We start from the raw sequence: 22,413 nt of genomic DNA, 5'->3' as shown, positions 1-22,413 counted from the left end.
GGGTTACCTACTGACGAATCGTCGACGGACTCTGCCCGCCGCACCGCGCGCCGGACCGCCCCCGCACCGGCGCCCCGCGGCGCGGCTCCGGGGCCCGGGAACACGCCCCGGGCCCGCCGGAGCCGGGCTCAGATCCCCGGCTCGGCCGCCAACTGGTGGTCGGCGCGCACCCGTTCGGCCACCGCGTCCTCGGTCATCGCCCGGTCGGTGTAGACCAGTGGGCGCTCCGCCTCGGTGATGATGTGCTTCACCACCTGGACGTTGCCGTTGACGTCCCAGACCGCGATGCCCGGCGAAAGTGTGGGGATGATCTCCACCGCCCAGCGGGGCAGGCCCAGCACCCGCCCGGTGGCCCGCGCCTCCTCGGCCTTCTGCATGTAGATCGTCCGGGTGGAGGCCATCTTGAGGATCGCCGAGGCCTCCTTGGCCGCCGCCCCGTCCACCACGTCCGACAGGTGGTGCACCACGGCGACGAAGGACAGGCCGAGCCGGCGGCCGAACTTCAGCAGCCGCTGGAACAGCTGCGCCACGAAGGGGCTGTTGATGATGTGCCACGCCTCCTCGACCAGGAAGATCCGCTTCTTGCGGTCCGGCCTGATCCACGTGTGCTCCAGCCAGACGCCGACGATCGCCATCAGGATCGGCATCGCGATCGAGTTGCGGTCGATGTGCGACAGGTCGAAGACGATCAGCGGCGCGTCCAGGTCGATGCCGTCGGTGGTCGAACCGTCGAACATGCCCCGCAGGTCACCGTCGACCAGCCGGTCCAGCACCAGCGCCACGTCCAGGCCCCAGGACTGCACCTCGTCCACGGCCACCCCAAGCGACTCCACCGAGGACAGGTCGGGGCTGCGCAGGGTGTCGATGATGTCGTCCAGCACCGGCTGGCGGTCCCGGACCGTCGCCACCACGTGCCCGTGCGCGGCCTTCAGCGCGAACCCGGCCCGCTCCTCCAGACCGCGCCCCATCGCCACCTCGACGATGGTCCGCAGCAGCGACAGCTGCCCGGTCTGGGTGATCGCCGGGTCCAGCGGGTTGAGCTTCACCCCGCCGTCCCTGGCCGCCATCGGGTCCAGCCGGATCGACTTTATGCCCAGCGCGTTCGCGATCAGGTTCCACTCGCCGACCCCGTCCTCGCCCTGCGCGTCCAGGACCACCACCTGCCGGTCCCGGAACCGCAGCTGGCGCAGCACATAGGTCTTCTCCAGCGCCGACTTGCCGTTGCCGGACTCCCCCAGCACCAGCCAGTGCGGGGCGGGCAGCTGCTGTCCGTACAGCTGGAACGGGTCGTACACATACCCCTTGCCGCTGTACACCTCGCGCCCGATGATCACCCCGGAGTCGCCCAGCCCGGGCGCGGCGGTCGGCAGGTACACCGCCTGCGCCTGGCCGGTCGAGGTGCGCACCGGCAGCCGGGTGGTCTCCACCTTGCCGAACGCCAGGCTGGTGAACGCGTCGGTGAGGTTGCCGATCGCCATACGGGGGCCTCCAGATCAGTCGCTCGGCCGGGATCCGCTCAGCGGCGGATACCGGTGGCGAACGGCAGGGTGTTGACGAACGCGCGGTGGTGCTCGCGGTCGCACCACTCCAGCTTCAGATAGCTCTTGCCGGCCGACGCCCGGATCGTCCGCTTGTCCCGGGCCAGCGCGTCCGGGTTGCGCGAGGAGACCGTGATGTACCCGACCAGGTTGACGCCGGCCGCGCCGGACGCCAGGTCGTCGCCCCGCTGGTCCACCCGGCCGGTGTGGGCCAGGTCGCGCGGGTCGACCGTGCGGTTCATCTTGGCGGCGCGGCTGGCCTCCGCCTCGTCGTTGGTCTTCTCGGTGAGCATCCGCTCGATGGCGACATCTGTCGGTTCCAGGTCCATCGTCACCGCCACCGTCCGGATCACGTCCGGGGTGTGCACCAGCAGCGGCGCCAAGAAGTTGACGCCGACCGGGGTCAGCGGCCACTCCTTGATCCACGCGGTGGCGTGGCACCACGGCTCCCGGGTCGCCGACTCCCGGGTCTTCGCCTGGAGGAACTGCTGATGCGTGGCGTCCAGCTCGGCCGGCCAGGCATTGCGCCTCGACATCGCCTGGATGTGGTCGATCGGGTGGTCCGGGTCGTACATCGAGTGCAGCAGCGAGGAGAGCCGGGCCTGGCCCAGCGGCTGCCGCACCCGGATGTCCGCCTCCGCCAGCCGGGCGCAGATGTCGGTCAGCTCGCGGGCCATCACCGAGGCGAGGCCCTCGTCGTCGCGGGCGCGCCGGCCGGTGGCCGTCCGCCCCATCGCGTGCGCCTCGGCGGCGAGGTCCCGGGTGTAGTGCATGCACGCCACCAGGTACGCCCGGTGCTGCTCGGACGAGGTCGACACCATCGACTGCAACTGGTCGTACGAGTCCTTCAGCCAGTGCGGCGCACCCGGGTCGCCGCGCCGCTCCACGTCCTTGGCGTGCGCGTCCGGGTCGGCCGGCAGGGTCCGGGCCAGGATCTGCAGCCGGGTCACGAAGCCGTCCCCGTTCGCGACGTGCTTCAGCAGCGTCCCGAACCGGTCGACCAGCGCCTCCTGGTCCTCCGAGTCGCGCAGCCCGACACCCGGGCCCTCGATCTCGATCGCCGCCGTCACCGTGCGCCGCTCCAGGTGCATCAGCACCGCGACCTCGTCCGGCCCGAACGGCGCCGACAGCCAGCGCAGCCGCCCGACCCCGGGCGGCGGGCCGATCTCCACCTCACGGCCGTCCAGCCGGGTCCCGGCGTCGACCGCGTCCGACTTCCACACCGCCCGCCCGCTGCGGACCGTCCGCCGGTAGGTGCGGTTGATCTCCACCCACTTGTAGAACGTCCGACGGCGGTACGGCACGTACACGGCCGCGATCGCCAGCGCCGGCAGACCCACCAGACCCGCGATGCGCAGCGGCAGGACCGGCATCAGCAGACCCCAGAGCATGCCGAGGAACGCGCCGAAGATGATCAGCACGATCTCGCCGGACTCCCGGTTCCGGCCGATCGGCGCGTTCGGGCGGGCCTTGCCGATCAGGTAGGTGCGGCGCTGGTGCACGTACGGCTGGGCGTACTGGGCCCCGTACTGGCCGAGCGGTTCGCTGCTCACTTACCCGTCACCCTCCCTTCGCTGGATTGCTGTCGCGGGTCGGACCCGAGGCCTGGGCCGGCGGCCCGGCCTGCGGCGGCGGCGAGGGCGCCCGGGACGCGTGGGCGGCGATGCCCGGGGCGACCGAACCGCCGCCGGCACCCCCACCGCCCCCGCCGCCCGGGGCGCCGCGGTCGCCGTGCGTGCTGATGCCCTGCCGCATGAAGTTCGCGGTCCCGTTGATCATCGCCGACCCGGCGGACACCGCGCTCGCCCGGGCATGACGCATGTTCATGATCTCGTCGCCGAAGCCCGGCACGAAGCGGTAGACGGCGGCGCTCGCGAAGATCGACAGGAAGAGGATCGCCAGCCCCGACAGCACCCGGGCGAAGTCGTCGCTCGCCCCCGCCCCGGCCGACACCGCACCCGCCAGCCCGAGGATGATCACGATGATCGGCTTCGCCAGGTCCACCGCCAGCATCACCCCCGCCCAGCGGCGCACGTGCTTCCACAGCTGCTTGTCCACCAGCCCCGCGTACACCGCCGTCCCCAGCAGCGCGCCCACGTACAGCATCGCCGCCCGGATCAGCAGCTCGATCCAGAGCACCGCCGCGGCCAGCACGGCCACCAGCGAGGTGATGATCAGAATCAACGGCCCGCCGCCGATGTCACCCTTCTCCAGGGTGTCCGCGAACCCGCCCAGATACGTCCCGGTGTCCGACTTCGTCCCCACCGCGATCGCCTTGGTCAGCCCGTCGGTCGCGCTCACCACCGTGTACAGGATCAACGGCGTGAACGCCGACGCCACCACCGTCAGCCAGAGGAACCCGATCGCCTCCGAGATCGCCGTCGTCAACGGCGCCCCGCGCACCGCCCGCTTGGTCACCGCGAGCAGCCACAGCACCAGCGTGACGACCGTCGACGCGGCGAACACCACCGCGTACTGCTGCAGGAACGACGCGTTGGTGAAGTCCACCTCCGTCGTCCCGTCGATCGCCCCCGACAACTTCCGCACCACCCACACCGCCGCCTGCGCACACCCCTTCGCCAGCGCCCCCAACGGGTCCGTGACGGTCCCGACCGTCCCGCTCCCGGGCAGGGACGCCCCACCACCCGGCTTGTCGACGCACAGAATCCCGTTGCCGGAGATGGGCAGATCGGGGCAGTTCGCGTTGGGTGTGCCTGACGGGGACGGCGACGGGCTCCCCGTCGGGGACGGCTCGGCGAAGACGCGCTGAGCCGCGAGCAGGGCCGCGAGCTGCACGGTCGCCAGCGCTCCCGCCAGCGTCCCCGCGCGGCGGACGGCGGGCCGGACGGCACCGCCGGCGGCGGCCCCCCCGCGCCCCGCTCGGCGGCCGGCCGACTGATCGGCAGTCAGGTCAACGGGCATAGCGGAAACCCCCGAGCTGCTGGACGGCGCCGGTGATCTCCTCGGCGGTGGCGGCCTGTTCGTCGCCCGGCATGGGCGCGGGCCCCTGCCGGCTTGCGTAGTCCGTGAGCTTCCAGTCGCCACCCGTCCAGCGCAGATCGAGGGTGAGCGTGAACCAGCTCGCCACCACCGGCTGCACCGAGCGCTCGCCGGCCAGACCGTTCAGGCCGGTGCACCAGACCTCGACCTTGGTCTCGGTGTCGGTGTAGCCGACCGCCCTGGCGCCGACCGGGACGGTACGGCTGACGAAGGTGAGGCCCTTGGGCGCGCGGCCCTGGGCGTCCAGTCCGTAGCGAGCCACGGTCTCGGCGCCGAACCCCTGGTCCAGCCGGCCCTGCAGGGCCTGGGCCGCGGCCGGGTCGGCGATGGTGGTGACGATGGTGTGGCGGCTGTCCGCGCGGAACATGTCGGCGGAGCCGATGGCCACGGCGTAGTTGGCGGCGGCGGACTGGGCGCCCTGGTCGGTGTGCGGGAAGCCGGCGGCGATGCCGTTGACGGTGGCGGTCACCGGCTGGTCCCCGCTGGGCGCGGGGCCCGCGCCGGAGGTGGCGGTGGCCCCGGCGGCCCGGTCGGCGGAGCGTCCGGCGGCGGTGCCGGGGTCGGGCTTGCCCCGGTTGGCGATGGAGATCGCCAGGACCAGCAGGGTGACGACCAGCAGGACGGTCAGCAGGGTGCGCAGCGGGCGTGCCTGACGGGCACTCATCTGCGACGAGGGCTGTTCGCCGACCGGCAGCCGCGTACGGGTGTGCGGCTGGTCGTCGGACAACGGCACGGCGGCCCTCCTGGTGCGGGGAGCCGGGGGCGGCTCCGGGGGCCCCTCCGGCCGCGGGCGGGCGGGAGGGAAGGGGTGGTGGATGGATTCCCGGCGTGGCGCCGGGCATGCACGGATGCCCGGTCGGACGGTCCGGCAGTCGGACGGTCAGACGATCGGACAGGTCGACCGGCAAGGATGCCGCGCCGTCCGCCGGCGCGTCACGACGGTCCGCCCCGTGGGCGCCGTCGGCTCCGCCTCGGCTGTCCGCTCCGCCTGTCCGGCCCGCGCTGCCCGATCGTCAGATCGCCATGCCGTACACAATGGTGAACAGAGTGCCAAGTGATCCAATGATGAACACGCCGGTCAGACCGGCGATGATCAGTCCCTTGCCCTGTTCGGCGCCGAAGCTGTCGCGCATCGCGGTGGCACCGATCCGCTGCTTGGCCGCACCCCAGACAGCGAGGCCGAGGCAGGCCAGGATCGCCACGGCCATGACGACCTCGACCATCACCCGGGCCTCCGAGCCGAGACTCGCGAACGGACCCCAGTCCGGGGCGATCCCGCCGATGATGGTGTCGATATTCGGCTTCTTTGGAGGGTCCTCGGCCAGGTGGCCGATCGCGATGCTGTGCACGCTGCTCTGGTTCATTTCCATCTCACCGCCCGATCAGGCAAATTCAAGGGCCCAGACCCCGCCCGCGCGAAGGGTCGGTACCTATTCTTGGCCAGATCTGATGTCGACTTGGCTGCTTCTCGCGGATTGGTCGTGAGGCATCGGACACGTACGCGAGGATGTCCACCGTACGAAGGATAGCGCTCACTCTTTGTATCTCTGATGATTGCGGTGAGCAACGCCTTCCGGGACACTTCGACTGACGATTCGTCGGGATGGTGCTGATGGTACTCCGGAAGGGCGCTACGGCCGCCGCTGCCGCAGGAGTTGTCGCGGTCGGCTTCATCGGGCTGGTGACGTTCGGGACGTATGCGGCGAGCGGGACTCCGCAGCGCCAGGGCAATGCCGCCGGGCTCTCCCCGGGAACCGTTCCGGCCGCGTACCAAGGGCCGATCGAACAGTGGGGGCGGCTCTGCCCCGATCTCTCCCCCCCGTTGCTCGCGGCGCAGTTGTACCAGGAAAGCGGTTTCGACCCACGGGCCCGTTCCGGGGTCGGGGCGGAGGGATTGGCGCAGTTCATGCCGGGCACCTGGGCGGCGTACGGCACGGACGGCAACAACGACGGCCGGAAGGACCCCTGGGAGCCGCTGGACGCGATCGCCTCGGCCGCCACCTTCGACTGCGCGCTGGCCTCCTTCGTCGCCAAGGTCCCGGGCGACCGCCAGTCGAACATGCTGGCCGCCTACAACGCCGGGCCGGGCGCGGTGACGAAGTACCAGGGCGTGCCGCCGTACCGGGAGACCCAGGGGTACGTGCGGAACATCCTGGCCACCTCCCGCAGCTTCGCCGCCCCGGTCGCGTCGGTGGAGGTCTCCGCGCAGTCCGCCGGGGCGATCTACTTCGCCCAGGGCAAGCTCGGCACCCCGTACCTGTGGGGCGGCGACGGGCTGGCCTGGCAGAACGGGCGGTTCGACTGCTCCGGGCTCACCAAGGCCGCGTTCGAGAGCGTGGGCATCGTCCTGCCCCGGGTCGCCAACGACCAGTGGTACGCCGGCCCGCACCCGTCCCGGGACCAGCTGCGTCCGGGCGACCTGGTGTTCTGGGCGACCGATCTGACCGACCCGCGCTCCATCCACCACGTGGGCATCTACGTCGGCGGCGGGTACATGATCAACGCCCCGCACACCGGTGCGGTGATCCGCTACGACAAGATCGACACCAAGGAGTACATCGGGGCCACCCGGGTGACCTCGGACGCCGCCCAGGCACTGCCGAACCGCAACGCCGACGGCGGGGTGATCGCTCCGAGCCGCCCCGGCGACCCGGCTCCGGCCCCCGCCTCGGCCCCTTCCGCCCCGACGTCCCCGACCGGCCCGACCTCCCCGGCGGCCCAGGCGGCACAGGCGGCCCCGGCCGCCCGGCCCACCGCGGTCGCCGCCACCGGACCGGCCGGTTCCGGTCAAACCCCCGCAAAGAACTGATCCCCGACCGCCCGGCCGGTGTGCGCGCGGCGTGGACGCTGAGTCAAGTTTCCATAACCGCGCGTTTCCGTGGAACGCTGTCCGTCGGTTATGACGTTGTGTCCGTTGGCCTTCCGTCAGCCGCCCTGACCTGGGCGACGGCGGACGGGCCCCGGCCGGAACGATCCAGGTGCAGCGGACCAGAAGGAGGTGCGGCGTGTCGACGCCGCTTGCCGACACGACCAACCCCGACCTCGGCCTGCTCTACGCCGTCAACGGCCTGGCCAAACACGCCCCGGCCCGGCTGGACCACCTGGTGTCCTGGATCGGCGAGTACGGCATCCTGATCGGCCTCGCGCTGCTGGGCCTGGTGGGCTGGCTGCAGGCCCGGCGGCGTCCGGACGCCCCGGTGGCGGTCGCCGGGCTGCTCTGGGCCCCGCTGTCGGTCGCCATCGCCGAGCTCACCAACCTGCCGATCGCGGCGATCGTGGACCGCCCCCGGCCCTTCGTGGACCACCCCGACCTGGAGGTGCTGGTCGAGGGCAAGGCCGGCACCTACTCCTTCGTCAGCGACCACTCCACGATGTCGATGGGCATCGCGGTGGCGCTCTTCCTGGTGAACCGCCGGCTCGGCTGGATCGCCGGCGGCCTGGCCCTGCTGCAGGGCTTCTGCCGGATGTACATGGGCGTCCACTACCCCACCGATGTGATCGGCGGCTTCGCGCTGGCCGTCGCCGTGGTGCTGCTGCTGGCGCCGATCGCGATGGCCGTGCTCGTCCCGCTCTGCCACGCCCTGGCCCGCACCCCGCTCGCCCCGCTGATCCGCGCCGGACGGCGCGGCGAGGCCGGCGGCGGCGGCCGGGGCCCCGGGCGCGGCGGACGGGGGCGGCGCGGCGGCGGGACCCGCGGGACGGTGCGCACCGAGGAACCGCGACCCGAGTCCGACCTGGCCGCGTGATCCGAACGATCCGCCCTACCCCCGCGGGGCGGTGTCGTTGCCGATCAGGTGGTCGTCGGCCTCGCGGCGGGCGAGGTCGCGCGAGCGCCGGGCCGGGGAGAACCAGCCGCAGCTGCAGGTCGCGAAGCAGAAGGAACCGCGTTCGCTGATCGCGACGCGGTGCTCGGGCATCCGGACGGTGCCGGGAACGTCCGGCAGCTCACTGTGCACGTGGTTCACGGTAACGCGCCGGACCACCGGCGCGCGACGTCCGGAACGCGCCGGGTCCCGCGTAACCCCTTGCGCCCCAACTCGTTTGCCCGGAAAGAGCTCTGCCCACCCCCCGGTGGCCGGCGGGGCAGTCGGGCCCGAGGGGGTTTCGCGAGGATGAAGATGACCGACCAGCAGCACGACGTCCGAACGGTCGGCCGGGCGGAGCGGCGGCCGCGGCCGGCGGCGGGGGCCGTGCTGCTCGCCGCCGTCCTCACCGGCGCGGCCGGACTGGCCGGCTGCTCGCCGGACGGTGCCGGGGGCGCCTCGGCCGACCAGCAGGCGAGCAGCACCCCGGACCAGCTCTCCGCCGACCCGCTGACGGCGGTCCGCGGCACCGCCGACATCACCGGCCGGGCCGGGTCGGCGCACGCCGCCACCGAGCTGGTGACCGAGTCCGCCGACAAGAAGGCGGTCTTCACCGGCACCGGCGGCTACGACTACGTGAAGCGGATCGGCCGGCTGGAGGTGCAGGTGCCGCCCGGCGCCGCGACCACCGGCAAGATCGTCGAGGTGCTGCTGCCCGGCACCGTCTACCTCCAGAACAGCGGCGCCAAGGTGCCGGAGGGCAAGTGGGTCAAGCTGGACGTCCGCCAGCTGCCGGACGGCAACCTGGTCAGCGGCGGCGCCACCGACCCGGCCTCCGCCGCGGGCGCGCTGCGCGGGGCGCAGAAAGCCGAGGCGGTGGGCACCGAGACGGTCGACGGGGTGGCCCTGAAGCACTTCCGCGGCACCCTGGACCTCGCCAAGGCGGCCGACGCCACCGGCGGACGGGGCGGGGACGGCCTGCGGATGGGGGCGCAGACCTTCACCGTGAAGGACATCCCCTACGACGCCTGGCTGGACGACCAGGGCCGGCTGCACAAGGTGGTCGAGGTCTTCACCTTCGCCGGGGTGGCCGGGTCCAAGGAGGCGAAGGACCAGGTGAAGGTGGTCTCGACCACCACACTGACGGACTTCGGCAAGCCGGTGGAGGCCGCCGAGCCCGCCGCCGCGGACATCTTCACCATGAAGCCCGGCGAGAACCCGAAGTAGCTCGGCGTGGGAGGCCGCCGGTCCGGGTGGGCCCGGGAGTCCCGGAGCCCACCCGTTTCGGCGGCGCCGAGATGGCCCGTCCGTGCCATGTGGACGGGCTCCGAAGTGCCTAGGCTGGACGTCGGGTGGCTGCCGCCCGGGCTGGCGAGGCGCTGAAGGGGTGGTGCAGGTGATGGCGTCCACGGGCGACCGCAGCGGCGGCCACGACGACGCGGCCCTCGACGAGATCGAGCTGGCCGGTGAGCTGATGATCGCCGCCACGGCCAGCAGCGGTGACCGGCTGCCGACCGAGCGGATCGACGAGGTGCTGCTCGACCGGCCCGACGGCGGTCCGGCCACCGAAGCCGAGCGCGAGCTGCCGGACCAGCGGGAGCTGCCGGACCCGCGGGACCCGTAGGCCCCGCGGTACCCAGGCCGGCCCCGCCGTCGGCGGCGCCGCGCTCAGCTGCGCAGCAACCGGGCGATCGCCGCGGTGGCCTCGGCGACCTTGGCGTCCAGCTCGGCCCCGCCCTCCTCGGCGGCGGCCGCGACGCAGTGCCGCAGGTGCTCCTCGAGCAGGGAGAGCGCGAAGGACTGCAGGGCCTTGGTGCTGGCCGAGACCTGGGTGAGCACGTCGATGCAGTAGACGTCCTCGTCGACCATCCGCTGGAGTCCGCGGATCTGGCCCTCGATCCGGCGCAGCCGCTTGAGGTGCGCGTCCTTCTGGGCGCTGTACCCGTGCGGGCCGTGACCGGCGGGGGCGGCCTCGACGGCGTCCGGGGAGACCGCGTGCTCGCCGTGCGGTTCCGCCCCGGGCGCCTGCTCCGGCCCGGTACGCGCTTGCGTGGTGGTCATCGGCCCGCCTTCGTCTGGGTGCCTGGGTGGCTGCGTCGGCCTCCAGTGTCCAACACCCGGGCCCGTCGTGGTGTTCCTCCGGCGCCGCGGGCCCGGAGCGGGCCGGCGACCGGTCGGTCCCCGGGTTCCCCCGTCCGGGGAACACCCCGTCGTTCCGGCCGCACGGCAGGGGCAATCCGGGCGAGGTTCCGTCAGACTGGGGGCTTACGCCCGTACCTGTGGTGCATCGGACCCACCGCTGCGGCAGCCGAACGGAAGGGGAGGTTCCGGCTCCTTTTCGGCCACCCCGTTTGCGCTCCCACGCGCGGTTGCACCTAGCATCGTTCAGTCCCCTACCCCGCACATCGGAGATTTCCGTGCGTTTTAGCCTGACCCCGAAGGAGACGAGTTTCTACGACATGTTCGCCGCCGCCGCGGAGAACCTGGTCGTGGGCTCGAAGCTCCTGCTGGAACTGCTGGGATCAGACGTGTCGGCCCGCGCGGAGATCGTCGAGCGCATGCGCGCCGCCGAGCACGCCGGAGACGACACCACCCATGCGATCTTCCACCAGCTGAACTCGTCCTTCATCACGCCCTTCGACCGCGAGGACATCTACAACCTCGCCTCGTCGCTGGACGACATCATGGACTTCATGGAGGAGGCCGTCGACCTGGTCGTCCTCTATGACATCCAGACCCTGCCGAAGGGCATCGAGCAGCAGATCGAGGTCCTGGCCCGCGCCGCCGAGCTGACCGCCGAGGCGATGCCGAACCTGCGGAGCATGTCCAACCTGACCGAGTACTGGATCGAGGTCAACCGGCTGGAGAACCAGGCCGACCAGATCCACCGCAAGCTGCTCGCCCACCTCTTCTCCGGCCAGTACGAGGCGATCGAGGTGCTCAAGCTCAAGCAGGTCGTGGACGTCCTCGAACAGGCCGCGGACGCCTTCGAGCACGTCGCCAACACGGTGGAGACCATCGCGGTCAAGGAGTCCTGACCCCCGTGGACATGGCAGCACTCATCGCCGTCGTCGGCGTTGCGTTCTTCTTCACCTACACCAACGGCTTCCACGACTCGGCCAACGCGATCGCGACCTCGGTCTCCACCCGGGCCCTGACGCCCAGGGCGGCGCTGGCGATGGCCGCGGTGATGAACCTGGCCGGCGCCTTCCTGGGCAGCGGGGTGGCGCACACCGTCTCCCAGGGCATCATCGAGACCCCGACCGGCAACCAGGGGATGGCGATCCTGTTCGCCGCGCTGGTCGGAGCGATCGCCTGGAACCTGGTCACCTGGTACTTCGGCCTGCCCTCCTCCTCCTCGCACGCGCTGTTCGGCGGCATGGTCGGCGCGGCCCTGGCAGGCGGCACCGAGGTGATCTGGAGCGGCGTCATCGACAAGATCATCATCCCGATGATCGTCTCCCCGGTGGTCGGCCTGGTCGGCGGCTTCCTGGTGATGCTGGCGATCCTCTGGCTGTTCCGCCGGGCCAACCCGCACCGGGCCAAGCGCAACTTCCGGGTCGCGCAGACCGCCTCGGCCGCCGCGATGGCGCTCGCTCACGGTCTGCAGGACGCCCAGAAGACCATGGGCATCGTGGTGATGGCCCTGGTGATCTCGGGCCACGAGAGCCCGGACGACCCGATCCCGGTGTGGGTGAAGATCTCCTGCGCGACCATGCTCTCGCTCGGCACCTACGCCGGCGGCTGGCGGATCATGCGGACCCTCGGCCGGAAGATCATCGAGCTCGACCCGCCGCAGGGCTTCGCCGCCGAGGCCACCGCCTCGACCGTCATGTACATCACCTCGTTCGTCTTCAAGGCGCCGATCTCCACCACCCACGTGATCACCTCGGCGATCATGGGTGCGGGTGCCACCAAGCGGATCCGCGCGGTGCGCTGGGGCGTCGCCAAGAACATCGTGCTCGGCTGGTTCATCACCATGCCGGCGGCCGCCCTGGTCGCGGCGCTGGTGTACTGGTTCGTCCACCTGTTCTGGGGCTGACCGGCACCGCCCGTCCGGCCACGGACGTCGGCGGACACCGGCGCGGCCACGGCACGGACGCGACAGGGCCCGCCCCCCGATACCGGGGGGCGGGCCCTTTTCATGCTTCGCGGCGGCACCGCCATGCAGCACCGCGAAGCAGCCTGTGACGCGCTGCCCGCGCGGTCCGGCGGTTTAGCCGAAGCGGCCGGAGATGTAGTCCTCGGTCGCCTGCACGGACGGGTTGGAGAAGATCCGCTGGGTGTCGTCGAGCTCGATCAGCTTGCCCGGCTGGCCGACACCGGCCAGGTTGAAGAAGGCGGTGCGATCGCTGACGCGGGCCGCCTGCTGCATGTTGTGGGTCACGATGACGATGGTGAACTGGGTCTTCAGCTCGCCGATCAGGTCCTCGATGGCGAGGGTCGAGATCGGGTCGAGGGCCGAGCACGGCTCGTCCATCAGCAGGACCTGGGGCTCGACCGCGATGGCGCGGGCGATGCAGAGGCGCTGCTGCTGACCGCCGGAGAGGCCGGCGCCCGGCTTGTTCAGCCGGTCCTTGACCTCGTTCCAGAGGTTGGCGCCCTGGAGGGACTTCTCGACCTTGTCGTCCAGCACGGACTTCTTGCGGACACCCGAGAGCTTGAGGCCGGCGATCACGTTGTCGTAGATCGACATGGTCGGGAACGGGTTCGGGCGCTGGAAGACCATGCCGACCGAACGGCGGACGGCGACCGGGTCGACGCTGGTGCCGTACAGGTTCTCGTCGTCCAGGAGCACCTTGCCCTCGACACGGGCGCCCGGGATCACCTCGTGCATCCGGTTGAGGGTCCGCAGGAAGGTGGACTTGCCGCAGCCGGAGGGGCCGATGAAGGCCGTCACCGAGCGGGGTTCGATCGCCATCGAGATGTCCTCGATGGCCTTGGTGGAGCCGTAGTAGGCGGACAGTCCGCTGACGTCGATGCGCTTGGCCATGATCGTTCGTCTTCTCTCAGTCTTCGTCGTCGTACGTCAGTCGGTCAGTGCCCGGCCTTGGGCGAACGCCAGCGGGCGATGCCCCGGGCGATGAGGTTGAGCCCCATCACGAAGGCGATCAGCACGAGCGCGGCTCCCCAGGCACGGGCGTAGCCGTACTGGTTGTTCACCTGGGAGTACTGCATCCAGATGTACATCGGCAGTGACTGCTGCGGCCCGTCGAACGGGTTGTTGTTGATGTAGTCCGCGCCGAAGACCAGCAGCATCACCGGTGCGGTCTCACCCGTGATTCGGGCGACCGCGAGCATCACACCGGTGGTGATGCCGCCGATGGCGGTGGGGATGACGATCCGAAGAATCGTCTTCCACTTCGGCACGCCGAGCGCGTACGACGCCTCGCGCAGCTCGTTCGGGACGAGCTTGAGCATCTCCTCGGTGGAACGGACCACGACCGGCAGCATCAGGATGGCCAGCGCGAGGCTGCCCGAGAAGCCGGAGTAGTTGAAGCCGAGGGCGAGGTTCCAGACCGACAGGATGAACAGACCGGCGACGATCGACGGGACACCCGTCATGACGTCGACGAAGAAGGTGACCGCCTTGGCCAGCTTGCCCCGGCCGTACTCGACCAGGTAGACGGCGGTCAGCAGGCCGATGGGCGCGGCCATCAGGCTGGCGAGGAGGACCTGCTGCAGGGTGCCGATCAGCGCGTGGTAGATACCACCGCCGGGGCCGGAGGCCCGCACGCCGCGCATCGAGTGGGACAGGAAGTTCCCGTCCACCACCTTGGCGCCCTGCTGGACGGTGTAGAAGGTCAGGGCCAGCAGCGGGATCACGGCCAGGATGAAGGCGACCCAGACCACCGAGGTGGCGAGCCGGTCCTTGGCCTGGCGGCGGCCCTCGACCTGCGCCGAGAGCACGTAGCTGATGACCACGAAGAGGATCGCGGAGATCAGGCCCCACTGGAGCTTGCTCTCCAGGCCGCCGACCGCGCCGATGCCGCAGCCGAGGGCGATGGAGCCGGCTGCCACGGCGGCCGGGGCCCACTTGGGCAGCCGGTTGGCGGTCAGCGGCCGGCCCAACGGGCGGGCGTCCGCCGGGACCGACGTCGTAGCGGCACTCATGCGTTGGCCCCCGAGTACTCCTTGCGGCGGGCGACGATCAGCCGCGCGGCACCGTTCACCAGCAAGGTGATGACGAACAGGACGAGACCGGAAGCCATCAGCGCGTCCCGGCCGAAGGGCTGGGCCTCGCTGAACTTCAGCGCGATGTTCTGCGCGAAGGTGCCGCCGCCCGGGTCGAGCACGTGCAGCGAGAGGACGCTGCTGGAGGAGAGCACGATGGCGACCGCGATGGTCTCGCCGAGCGCGCGGCCGAGGCCGAGCATCGAGGCCGAGATGATGCCGGGGCGGCCGAAGGGCAGCACCGCGGTGCGGATCATCTCCCAGCGGGTCGCGCCGAGCGCGAGCGCGGCCTCCTCGTGCATCCGCGGCACCTGCCGGAAGATCTCACGGCTGACCGCGGTGATGATCGGGAGGACCATGATCGCCAGCAGGATGCCGACGGTGAACAGGTTCCGCGGGGTGGTCGCCCGGGACTGGTCGAAGATGTACGTCCAGCCGAGGTAGTCGTCCATCCAGCTGGTCAGGCCCTCCAGGTGCGGCACCAGGAAGAGCGCGCCCCACAGGCCGTAGATGATGCTGGGCACGGCCGCCAGCAGGTCCACCAGGTAGGCGAACGGCTGGGCGATCCGGCGCGGCGCGTAGTGGGAGATGAACAGCGCGATCCCGATCGCCACCGGCACCGCGATCACCATCGCGATCGTCGCGCTGACGATGGTGCCGAACACCAGGACGGCGATGCCGAAGACCGGCTTCGGGGCGTCCGGCGTCCACTCGAAGGTGGTGAAGAAGTTGCCCTCGTTCTTGCTCAGGGCGATGCCCGAGCGCCAGGTCAGGAAGCCCGCGATGGCGGCCATGACCACCAGCAGCAGGATGCCCGACCCGCGGGACAGGTTCATGAAGATCTTGTCGCCGACCCGGCTGTCGCGCCGGCGGCGCTCCCCGCCGGGCGGGGCGGCAGGGGTGTTTGAAGTCATTGGTCTACTCCGGTCTGGTGGTGCGGCCCCGAGGGGGCGGCACCATGGCGGCGGTGCCCCGGACGTGGTGCGTTCGTCGGTACGTTCCGCTGGGGACGGCCCCGGCCCCCCTCGTTCACGGGGCCGCCCCAGCGGAGGGTGCTACTGGATCAGGCGAGGGCCTTGACCGCGGCGGTGACCTTGCCGGTCAGCTCCTTCGGCAGCGGCACGTAGCCCGCGTCGCCGATCGCCTTCTGGCCCGCGTCGCTGATGGAGTAGGTCAGGAAGGCCTTCAGGGCGTCCAGCGTGTCGGCCTTGTTGCCCTTGTCGCAGACGATCTCGTAGGTGACCAGGACCAGCGGGTAGGAACCCTCCTCCTTGGTCGCGTAGTCGAGGGTCAGCGCCAGGTCGCTGCCGGTGCCGGCGATCTGCGCCTTGGCGAAGGTGTTGGCGGCGTTGACCGCGGTGGCCTCGACCGGCTTGGCGGCACCGGTGTTGATCGAGGCGCTCTTCAGGTTGTTCGTCTGGGCGAACGACAGCTCGGCGTAGCTGACCGAGTTCTTGACCTGCTTCACCTGGGCCGAGACACCGGCCGAGCCGCTGGCGCCCTGGCCGCCCTTGCCCGCCCACGCCTTGCTGGCCGGGTAGGACCAGGCACCGGCCGAGGTCTTGGCGAAGTACTTGGTCAGGTTCTCGGTGGTGCCCGAGTCGTCGGTGCGGTGGAACGCCTGGATGTCGGCGTCCGGCAGCTTGGCGCCCGGGTTCAGCGCGACGATGGCCGCGTCGTTCCACTTGGTGATCTGCGAGTCGAAGATCTTCGCGATCGTCGGGCCGTCCAGGACGAGGTTGTCGACACCCTCGACGTTGTAGACGATCGAGATCAGGCCCGCGACGACCGGCAGGTTGATGCCCTGGCCACCGGTGCAGACGGCCTTGCTGGCGTCGACCTCGGCCGGCTTCAGCGCCGAGTCGGAACCGGCGAACTGGATCTTGCCCTGGTTGAACTGCTGGACACCGGCACCCGAGCCGCCGCCACCGTAGTTGATGGTGGTGTCCTTGCAGGCCGCGCCGAAGTTGTTCTTCAGGATGTCGATCGCGTTGCCCTGGGCGGTGGAGCCGGCAGACACCAGGGGGGCCTGCTTCGGGCCGCAGTCGATCGCCGGGGCGGCGCTCGAGGAGCCGTTGGAGCCGGTGGCGGTGGTGTTGTTATCGTCCGAGCCGCAGGCGGCGAGCGACAGCGAGCTGACGAGCGCCATGGCACCGATCGCGAGGGCCTTGGAGCGGCCGTTCCGCTGGAGCTTCACAGGTGTCCCTTTCTGTGGCATTGCCCGACGCGCGGGTCGTGGCAAGCACGACGCAGCACGGGTTTTGCTGAGGTCCGGGGCCCCTTCGGCCCGCCGGTGATACCGAAAGTAAGCCGGGCAGGTGACGCGTCAGCCGGTCGTAAGTGAACGCAGAGTGAACCTCGGACGGATGACAGGAAACTACGTCAGGTAGTAACGGTTGCGTCACGGCAAGGGCGCGGGAAGATCACTTCCACCCTTCCTTCACGACTCCCGGCCCCGCACCCGCACCGGCTTCGCGCCCAGCAGCGCCAGCAGCGCGTCCACCAACCGCCGGTCCCGCTCATGGGTCAGCCGCGCCCGCGCCTTCCCGGCCGGCAGCCACTCCAGCAGGTCCACCTCCCGGTTCGGCCGGAACGCCCCCTCCGTCGGCACCGCCGCCCAGTACCGGACCTCCTTCGGCCGGCCCTGCGCCAGATAGTGCTGGGTCGGCAGCTCCGCCCCCAGCACGCAGGAGAACCCGGTCTCCTCCCGCACCTCGCGCAGCGCCGCCTCGACCACGCTCTCGCCGGGGTCCAGCTTCCCCTTCGGCAGGCTCCAGTCGTCGTACTTCGGCCGGTGGATCACCGCCAGCCGCGGCCGGCCCAGCCGCCCGCTCCGCTTCGGCCGCCCCGGCAGCCAGAGCACCGCCCCCGCCGCCAGCACCACCGGCCCGCGGCCGACCGGCCACCGGTCCGCCGGGACCGGCCGCCCGCCCACCTCAGGCCGTCCGCGATTCCGGAGCCGACCCCCAGCCCTCGGCCGGCGGCAGCTCCAACCACGCCTCCGCACCCGGCGGCAGCTCCGGCCAGCGCCGGCCGAAGGCGTACCGCGCCGCCTCCACGTCCAGCCGCTGATCGGCGTGCACCACGCCCAGCACGTACGCCGTCGCCGGAGTGATCCGCGGCGTGCGCGCCGCGGTCGCCGCCGTCACCGCCGCCTCCGAGGCCTCCTGGTGCCGCAGCAGCACCTGGTCCAGGTCGTCCAGCACCGCCGACGGCCGCCCGCACACCTCCAGCGCGTACCGGGCCCGCTTCACCAGCACCCGGGTCCGGTGCCACGGCGCGTCGTCCGCCGCCAGCGCCGCGTCCGCGTCCAGCGCCCCCCGCGCACTGGGCACCGAGCCCAGCCGACGCAGCCCGTCCCCGCCGTACGGCGTCGCCGCCCGCTGCAACGGCAGCAGCTGGGTGCTCGCCGCCAGCGCCCCGAACGCCGCCGCCGCCTGCGGCATCAGCACCGCCCCGGCCCGGCCCTCGGCCGGCTTCGCCAGCGGCGCGTCCGCCACCAGCAGCGTCATCCGGTCCGCCAGCGCGTGCAGCCGCGCCGACCGCAGCTCCTGCAGCACCGTCGAGTGCGCCCTGGTCCGGGCCAGGGTCAGCTGCCGGTCCAGCAGCGCCCGCGCCTTCGGCGCCCCCGCGTGGCCGGCCAGCATGCCGGGCCCCTCCGCCTCGCTGCCGCTCAGCCCGTCCAACGCGCCCAGCAGCCGGGCCGCCCGCCGCACCAGACCCGGCTCCAGCGCCAGCAGGTTCAGCAGCCAGGACAGCTCGGTGCGGGACTCCTGCACCCAGCCCGGCTCGAAGGACGCGCCGAAGGTGTGCAGCAGCCCGCCGATCCGCCGCACCGCCCGCAGCAGGTCCCCCGTGCCCGCGGCCGGGACCGCCGCCGCACCCGGTCTCGCGCCGACCTCGCCCACCGCCAGCGGCAGGGCGCGCAGGAACGCGCCCGCCAGGCCGGTGAGATGGCTGGAGAGGATGTCCCCGGCGGTCGCGGTGGAGGCCGCCTGGGCCGTCATCGGCGCTTCGGTCATGGCTAGGTAGATCCCCGTTCCCCCGGGGCCGTCCCCGGGGCTGGTGGCCGACCGCTCAGCGGGTCCCTGCCGCTCAGCGGCTCGCGTCGGTGGGTCGCGCGGTCGCGTCGTCGAATCTCGTGCCGTCGTGTCCCCCGGCGGCGTGGCCCGCACCGTTCGGTCCGGTACGGGCACGCCGCGCGGTGTCGCGGCTCACGTCGTCGCATCCGGCGTCAGCGGGGTCGTGGCGGCGACCGGCACTCATCTGGCCGCGACGGCCCGACGGCGCTGACGCGAGTCGATGAGGAGGTCCTGGACGTGCCGCAGCTGTTTGCCCTCGGCGTCCTGGGCGTGCCGGGTCCAGGACCCGTCCGCCCCGAGGTGCCAGGACTCCGTCTCGTCCGACATCCCGAGGTCGAGCAGCCCGGACAGCTCGGCCCGGTGCGCCGGGTCGGTGATCCGCAGCAGCGCCTCGATCCGGCGGTCCAGATTGCGGTGCATCATGTCGGCGCTGCCGATCCACACCTCCGGATCGCCGTTGTTGCCGAACACGAAGACCCGCGAGTGCTCCAGGAACCGCCCCAGGATGCTGCGCACCCGGATGTTCTCGCTCAGCCCCGGCACGCCGGGCCGGATCGCGCAGATGCCGCGCACCCACACGTCCACCGGCACCCCGGCCTGCGAGGCCCGGTACAGCGCGTCGATCACGGCCTCGTCGACGATCGAGTTGACCTTGAGCTTCACGTGCGCCGGACGCCCGGCCCGGTGGTTGGCGATCTCGTTGTGGATCCGCCCCACCAGACCGTCCCGCAGCCCCCGCGGCGCGGTCAGCAGCCGGCGGTAGGACTCGCGGCGCGAATAGCCCGAGAGCCGGTTGAAGAGGTCCGAGAGGTCCGCGCCGACCTGCGGGTCCGAGGTCAGCAGACCGAGGTCCTCGTAGAGCCGGGCGGTCTTCGGGTGGTAGTTGCCGGTGCCGACGTGCGAGTAACGGCGCAGGGTGTCACCCTCCTGCCGGACCACCAGCGACAGCTTGCAGTGCGTCTTCAGCCCGACCAGGCCGTAGACCACGTGGCAGCCGGCCTCCTCCAGCTTGCGGGCCCACTTGATGTTGGCCTGCTCGTCGAAGCGCGCCTTGATCTCGACCAGGACCAGCACCTGCTTGCCGGACTCCGCCGCGTCGATCAGCGCGTCGACGATCGGCGAGTCCCCGGAGGTCCGGTACAGCGTCTGCTTGATCGCCAGCACGTCCGGGTCGGCGGCGGCCTGCTCCAGGAAGGCCTGCACCGAGGTGGAGAAGCTGTCGAACGGGTGGTGCAGCAGCACGTCCCGCTCGCGCATCGCGGCGAAGATGTCCGGCTGCGAGGCCGACTCGACATCGGTCAGGCCGCGCGCGGTGCCCGCCACGAACTTCGGGTAGTTCAGCTCCGGCCGGTCCAGCCCGGCGATGCCGAACAGCCCGGTCAGGTCCAGCGGGCCGGGCAGCGGGAAGACCTCCGCCTCGGTGATGTTCAGCTCCCGCACCAGCAGGTCCAGGATGTAGGGGTCGATCGACTCCTCGACCTCCAGCCGCACCGGCGGGCCGAAGCGCCGCCGCATCAGCTCCTTCTCCAGGGCCTTGAGGATGTTCTCGGTGTCGTCCTCCTCCACCTCCAGGTCCTCGTTGCGAGTGACCCGGAAGGCGTGGTGGGCGAGCACCTCCATCCCCGGGAAGAGCTCCTCCAGATGCGCCCCCATGACGTCCTCCAGCGGCACGTACCGCTGCGGGGAGGCCTCCAGGAAGCGCGCGAGCGACTGCGGCACCTTCACCCGGGCGAAGTGCTTGTGCCCGGACACCGGGTTGCGCACGACGACGGCCAGGTTGAGGGAGAGCCCCGATATGTAGGGGAAGGGGTGCGCCGGGTCCACCGCCAGCGGGGTGAGGACCGGGAAGATCTTCTGCCGGAACAGCGAGTGCAGCCTCGCCTGCTCCTTCTCGGCCAGCTCCGACCAGCGGACCACCTCGATGCCCTGGGCCGCGAGGTCCGGCAGCACCTCCTGCTGGAACGCGGCGGCATGGCGGGCCATCAGCTCGCGAGACCGGGTCCAGATGAGGTCCAGCACCTCGCGCGGCTGGAGGCCGGAGGCACTGCGCTGGGCCACGCCGGTGGCGATCCTGCGCTTGAGGCCGGCCACCCGGACCATGAAGAACTCGTCGAGGTTGCTCGCGAAGATCGCCAGGAACTTGGTGCGCTCCAGCAGCGGGATCCCCGGGTCCTCGGCCAGTTCCAGGACCCGCTCGTTGAACGCGAGCCAGCTGCGCTCACGGTCGAGGAAGCGGCCCTGGGGCAGTTCCTCGGCGTCCTGCTCGTCGGTGACGGTCGGCTCCGGCGGTATCCCCAGGGCGCTGGACATCCGCGCGGGTGGGGAGGGCGGGGCAGGGACGGGGCGGGGGATGCTCATGGGCTCCAGCTCCTCCAGCAGGACGGCGTCCGGACACGAAATGCTCTTCGAGCCGTCGCCCTCGCCCGTCGCCCACGCCCACCCACCCGGCGCGGCCGCCACAGCACCGGCCACGTGTTGACCGATGCTGCACGAGCGAGACACTACGGACTTCATCCTGTGATCTTCGCGGCATTAATTGAATCCACGGTAAACACCGCATGGCCAGGAGGAAAGCTGAGGCGGTCGGTGCCGCGGCACCGGGTGCACAACCGTTGCCGCGGCCTCGTTCTCTCCGCTAGGCGGCGCCGGGGCGCGCTTTTCCGACCGTCACTCTCCGTTACGCGGAAAGGGTCGGCGGAACGGCCCCGACCGGCCCGACCCCGGCGCGGTACATCAGGTCGATTTCGTGGACGGTGAACCCGAGCCGTTCGTACACCCGCACCGCCGCCGGATTGTCCGCGTCGACGTACAGCAGCACGGTGTCGAGCCCCCGCTCACCGGCGGCGCGACCCGTCAGATGACGCAGGCCCGCCGCGGTCAGCGCCCGGCCCAGGCCGCTGCCCTGCTCCGCCGGATCGACGCCGACCACGTACACCTCGCCGAGCTCGGGCTCGGTGACGGTGGCCGGGTGCACCTTGGTCCAGTGGAAGCCGACCGGCCTGCCGTCCCGGGTGGCGAGGAAGAAGCCGGCCGGGTCGAACCAGGGCTCGGCCAGCCGGTCGGCGAGGTCCCGCTCGGTCCAGGAGCCCTGCTCCGGGTGGTGGGCGAAGGCGAGCGCGTTCAGCCGGAGCCACTCGGCGTCGTCCTCGCCGGGGCGGAAGGTCCGCAGCTCGATGCCGGCCGGGAGCGGGGCCTCCTCGGTCTGCGGCCCGGTCCGGCGCATCTGCCGCAGTTCGCGGACCAGCTCGGCACCGTACGCGTCGGCCAGGTGCCGGGCCGCCGGGTGGCCGCCGTGCACCCAGAAGTCGACATGGTCCCGGCCGGCCTTCCCGGCCTCGGCCAGCACCGCGTCCACCAGCGGACGGGCGAAGCCCCGGCCCCGGTCGGTCGGAGCGACCAGGAGCTCGGCGGCCGGGTTCGCCCCGCCGTTGTCCGGCACCTCCAGCTGGCCGTACCCGACGATGCCCGCCGCGTCCGCGTCCCGACCGGTGAGCGCGAGGAAGTGGGTCACCCCGGGCCGGGCCGTCTCCGGGGAGCGCAGGCGGAGCCGTCCCTGCTCGGACACGGCCGCCCGGCCGTCCACGGCCTGGGCCTCCGCCAAGACCCGCAGGGCCGCGTCCCGCTGGGCCGGCCGCAGTACGTCGGAGGCGAGGACCGTGGTCGCGTCGCCCGTTGTTGCCGTTCGATCGTCCATGCCCTGACGATACGTCAACGGTCAACGCAAAGAACCCCCGTCGGTTTCCCGACGGGGGTTCTTCACAATGATTGTTCGGCGGCGTCCTACTCTCCCACAGGGTCCCCCCTGCAGTACCATCG

20 protein-coding genes and 1 pseudogene are annotated in these 22,413 nt (G+C 71.6%); 6 read left to right on the top strand and 15 right to left on the bottom strand.

Annotation, left to right across the window (positions count from 1 at the left end):
- Positions 1-128: 128 nt before the first annotated feature.
- The 5 genes from IF01_RS0134375 to IF01_RS0134355 form a co-directional block, all read right to left on the bottom strand.
- Positions 129-1,478, bottom strand: a complete 1,350-nt coding sequence (locus IF01_RS0134375) for an ATP-binding protein (protein WP_037782249.1) — start codon at positions 1,476-1,478, stop codon at positions 129-131.
- A 38-nt stretch (positions 1,479-1,516) separates the two neighbouring features.
- Positions 1,517-3,091: an SCO6880 family protein gene (locus IF01_RS0134370; RefSeq protein WP_051756782.1), complete on the bottom strand. Its 1,575-nt coding sequence runs from the start codon at positions 3,089-3,091 to the stop codon at positions 1,517-1,519.
- 7 nt (positions 3,092-3,098) lie between these two features.
- The gene (locus IF01_RS0134365; protein WP_375341016.1) at positions 3,099-4,085 is read right to left on the bottom strand and encodes a hypothetical protein; all 987 of its coding nucleotides are present in this window, start codon (positions 4,083-4,085) and stop codon (positions 3,099-3,101) included.
- Positions 4,086-4,449: 364 nt separating this feature from the next.
- Positions 4,450-5,271 (bottom strand): DUF8175 domain-containg protein, encoded by an 822-nt coding sequence (locus IF01_RS0134360; RefSeq protein ID WP_030397528.1) that lies wholly within the window; start codon positions 5,269-5,271, stop codon positions 4,450-4,452.
- A gap of 280 nt (positions 5,272-5,551) precedes the next feature.
- A complete protein-coding gene (locus tag IF01_RS0134355; protein WP_045941228.1) occupies positions 5,552-5,902 on the bottom strand; it encodes a DUF8827 family protein in 351 nt (116 codons plus the stop codon).
- 239 nt (positions 5,903-6,141) lie between these two features.
- On the opposite strand from IF01_RS0134355, the gene IF01_RS0134350 reads away from it, so the two are divergent.
- Together IF01_RS0134350 and IF01_RS0134345 are read left to right on the top strand one after the other, a co-directional pair.
- Positions 6,142-7,347 (top strand): C40 family peptidase, encoded by a 1,206-nt coding sequence (locus IF01_RS0134350; RefSeq protein ID WP_375341015.1) that lies wholly within the window; start codon positions 6,142-6,144, stop codon positions 7,345-7,347.
- Positions 7,348-7,543: 196 nt separating this feature from the next.
- On the top strand, positions 7,544-8,284 hold the full coding sequence (locus tag IF01_RS0134345) for a phosphatase PAP2 family protein (protein WP_030397526.1): 741 nt from the start codon (positions 7,544-7,546) through the stop codon (positions 8,282-8,284).
- A 15-nt stretch (positions 8,285-8,299) separates the two neighbouring features.
- Here the strand turns inward: IF01_RS0134345 and IF01_RS0134340 are convergent, their stop codons facing one another.
- Positions 8,300-8,494 (bottom strand): hypothetical protein, encoded by a 195-nt coding sequence (locus IF01_RS0134340; protein WP_030397525.1) that lies wholly within the window; start codon positions 8,492-8,494, stop codon positions 8,300-8,302.
- Positions 8,495-8,656: 162 nt separating this feature from the next.
- Here IF01_RS0134340 and IF01_RS0134335 point away from each other — a divergent pair, with 162 nt between their 5' ends.
- Together IF01_RS0134335 and IF01_RS0134330 are read left to right on the top strand one after the other, a co-directional pair.
- The gene (locus IF01_RS0134335) at positions 8,657-9,568 is read left to right on the top strand and encodes an SCO4651 family lipoprotein (protein ID WP_055731183.1); all 912 of its coding nucleotides are present in this window, start codon (positions 8,657-8,659) and stop codon (positions 9,566-9,568) included.
- A 169-nt stretch (positions 9,569-9,737) separates the two neighbouring features.
- On the top strand, positions 9,738-9,965 hold the full coding sequence (locus IF01_RS0134330; RefSeq protein WP_375341014.1) for a hypothetical protein: 228 nt from the start codon (positions 9,738-9,740) through the stop codon (positions 9,963-9,965).
- 44 nt (positions 9,966-10,009) lie between these two features.
- Here the strand turns inward: IF01_RS0134330 and IF01_RS0134325 are convergent, their stop codons facing one another.
- On the bottom strand, positions 10,010-10,402 hold the full coding sequence (locus IF01_RS0134325; protein WP_030397522.1) for a metal-sensitive transcriptional regulator: 393 nt from the start codon (positions 10,400-10,402) through the stop codon (positions 10,010-10,012).
- A gap of 356 nt (positions 10,403-10,758) precedes the next feature.
- Here IF01_RS0134325 and IF01_RS0134320 point away from each other — a divergent pair, with 356 nt between their 5' ends.
- Together IF01_RS0134320 and IF01_RS0134315 are read left to right on the top strand one after the other, a co-directional pair.
- Entirely contained in the window at positions 10,759-11,379 is a 621-nt protein-coding gene (locus tag IF01_RS0134320; RefSeq protein ID WP_030312623.1) for a DUF47 domain-containing protein, read from the top strand.
- Between the two features lie 5 nt (positions 11,380-11,384).
- Complete coding sequence (locus IF01_RS0134315) at positions 11,385-12,383, top strand: inorganic phosphate transporter (protein ID WP_030397521.1); 999 nt, start codon at positions 11,385-11,387, stop codon at positions 12,381-12,383.
- Positions 12,384-12,557: 174 nt separating this feature from the next.
- On the opposite strand, the gene pstB is transcribed toward IF01_RS0134315, so the two are convergent.
- The 8 genes and pseudogenes from pstB to mshD form a co-directional block, all read right to left on the bottom strand.
- Positions 12,558-13,334 carry a phosphate ABC transporter ATP-binding protein PstB gene (pstB, locus tag IF01_RS0134310; protein ID WP_030397520.1) on the bottom strand — a complete coding sequence of 259 codons (777 nt, stop codon included), beginning with the start codon at positions 13,332-13,334 and terminating at the stop codon, positions 12,558-12,560.
- 44 nt (positions 13,335-13,378) lie between these two features.
- Positions 13,379-14,455, bottom strand: a complete 1,077-nt coding sequence (gene pstA, locus IF01_RS0134305) for a phosphate ABC transporter permease PstA (protein WP_030397519.1) — start codon at positions 14,453-14,455, stop codon at positions 13,379-13,381.
- On the bottom strand, positions 14,452-15,429 hold the full coding sequence (gene pstC, locus IF01_RS0134300) for a phosphate ABC transporter permease subunit PstC (RefSeq protein WP_030397518.1): 978 nt from the start codon (positions 15,427-15,429) through the stop codon (positions 14,452-14,454). The genes pstA and pstC overlap by 4 nt, the downstream gene beginning before the upstream one ends.
- 149 nt (positions 15,430-15,578) lie before the next feature.
- Entirely contained in the window at positions 15,579-16,712 is a 1,134-nt protein-coding gene (gene pstS / locus IF01_RS0134295) for a phosphate ABC transporter substrate-binding protein PstS (RefSeq protein ID WP_030397517.1), read from the bottom strand.
- Between the two features lie 243 nt (positions 16,713-16,955).
- A complete protein-coding gene (locus tag IF01_RS0134290) occupies positions 16,956-17,450 on the bottom strand; it encodes an NUDIX hydrolase (RefSeq protein WP_233290559.1) in 495 nt (164 codons plus the stop codon).
- A 1-nt stretch (position 17,451) separates the two neighbouring features.
- Entirely contained in the window at positions 17,452-18,537 is a 1,086-nt protein-coding gene (locus IF01_RS0134285) for a CHAD domain-containing protein (protein WP_051743060.1), read from the bottom strand.
- Positions 18,538-18,777: 240 nt separating this feature from the next.
- Positions 18,778-20,931 (bottom strand): annotated as a pseudogene (locus IF01_RS0134280) (RNA degradosome polyphosphate kinase); the annotation flags it as partial.
- Positions 20,932-21,274: 343 nt separating this feature from the next.
- Positions 21,275-22,291: a mycothiol synthase gene (gene mshD / locus IF01_RS0134275; protein ID WP_051743059.1), complete on the bottom strand. Its 1,017-nt coding sequence runs from the start codon at positions 22,289-22,291 to the stop codon at positions 21,275-21,277.
- Between the last annotated feature and the right edge of the window lie 122 nt (positions 22,292-22,413).

The organism is Kitasatospora purpeofusca, assembly GCF_000718025.1.
In the GTDB taxonomy this organism is placed as follows: Bacteria; Actinomycetota; Actinomycetes; order Streptomycetales; family Streptomycetaceae; genus Kitasatospora; species Kitasatospora purpeofusca.
The sequence above is the reverse complement of the archived record's forward strand: the minus strand, read 5'-3'. Positions and strand labels throughout refer to the sequence as shown.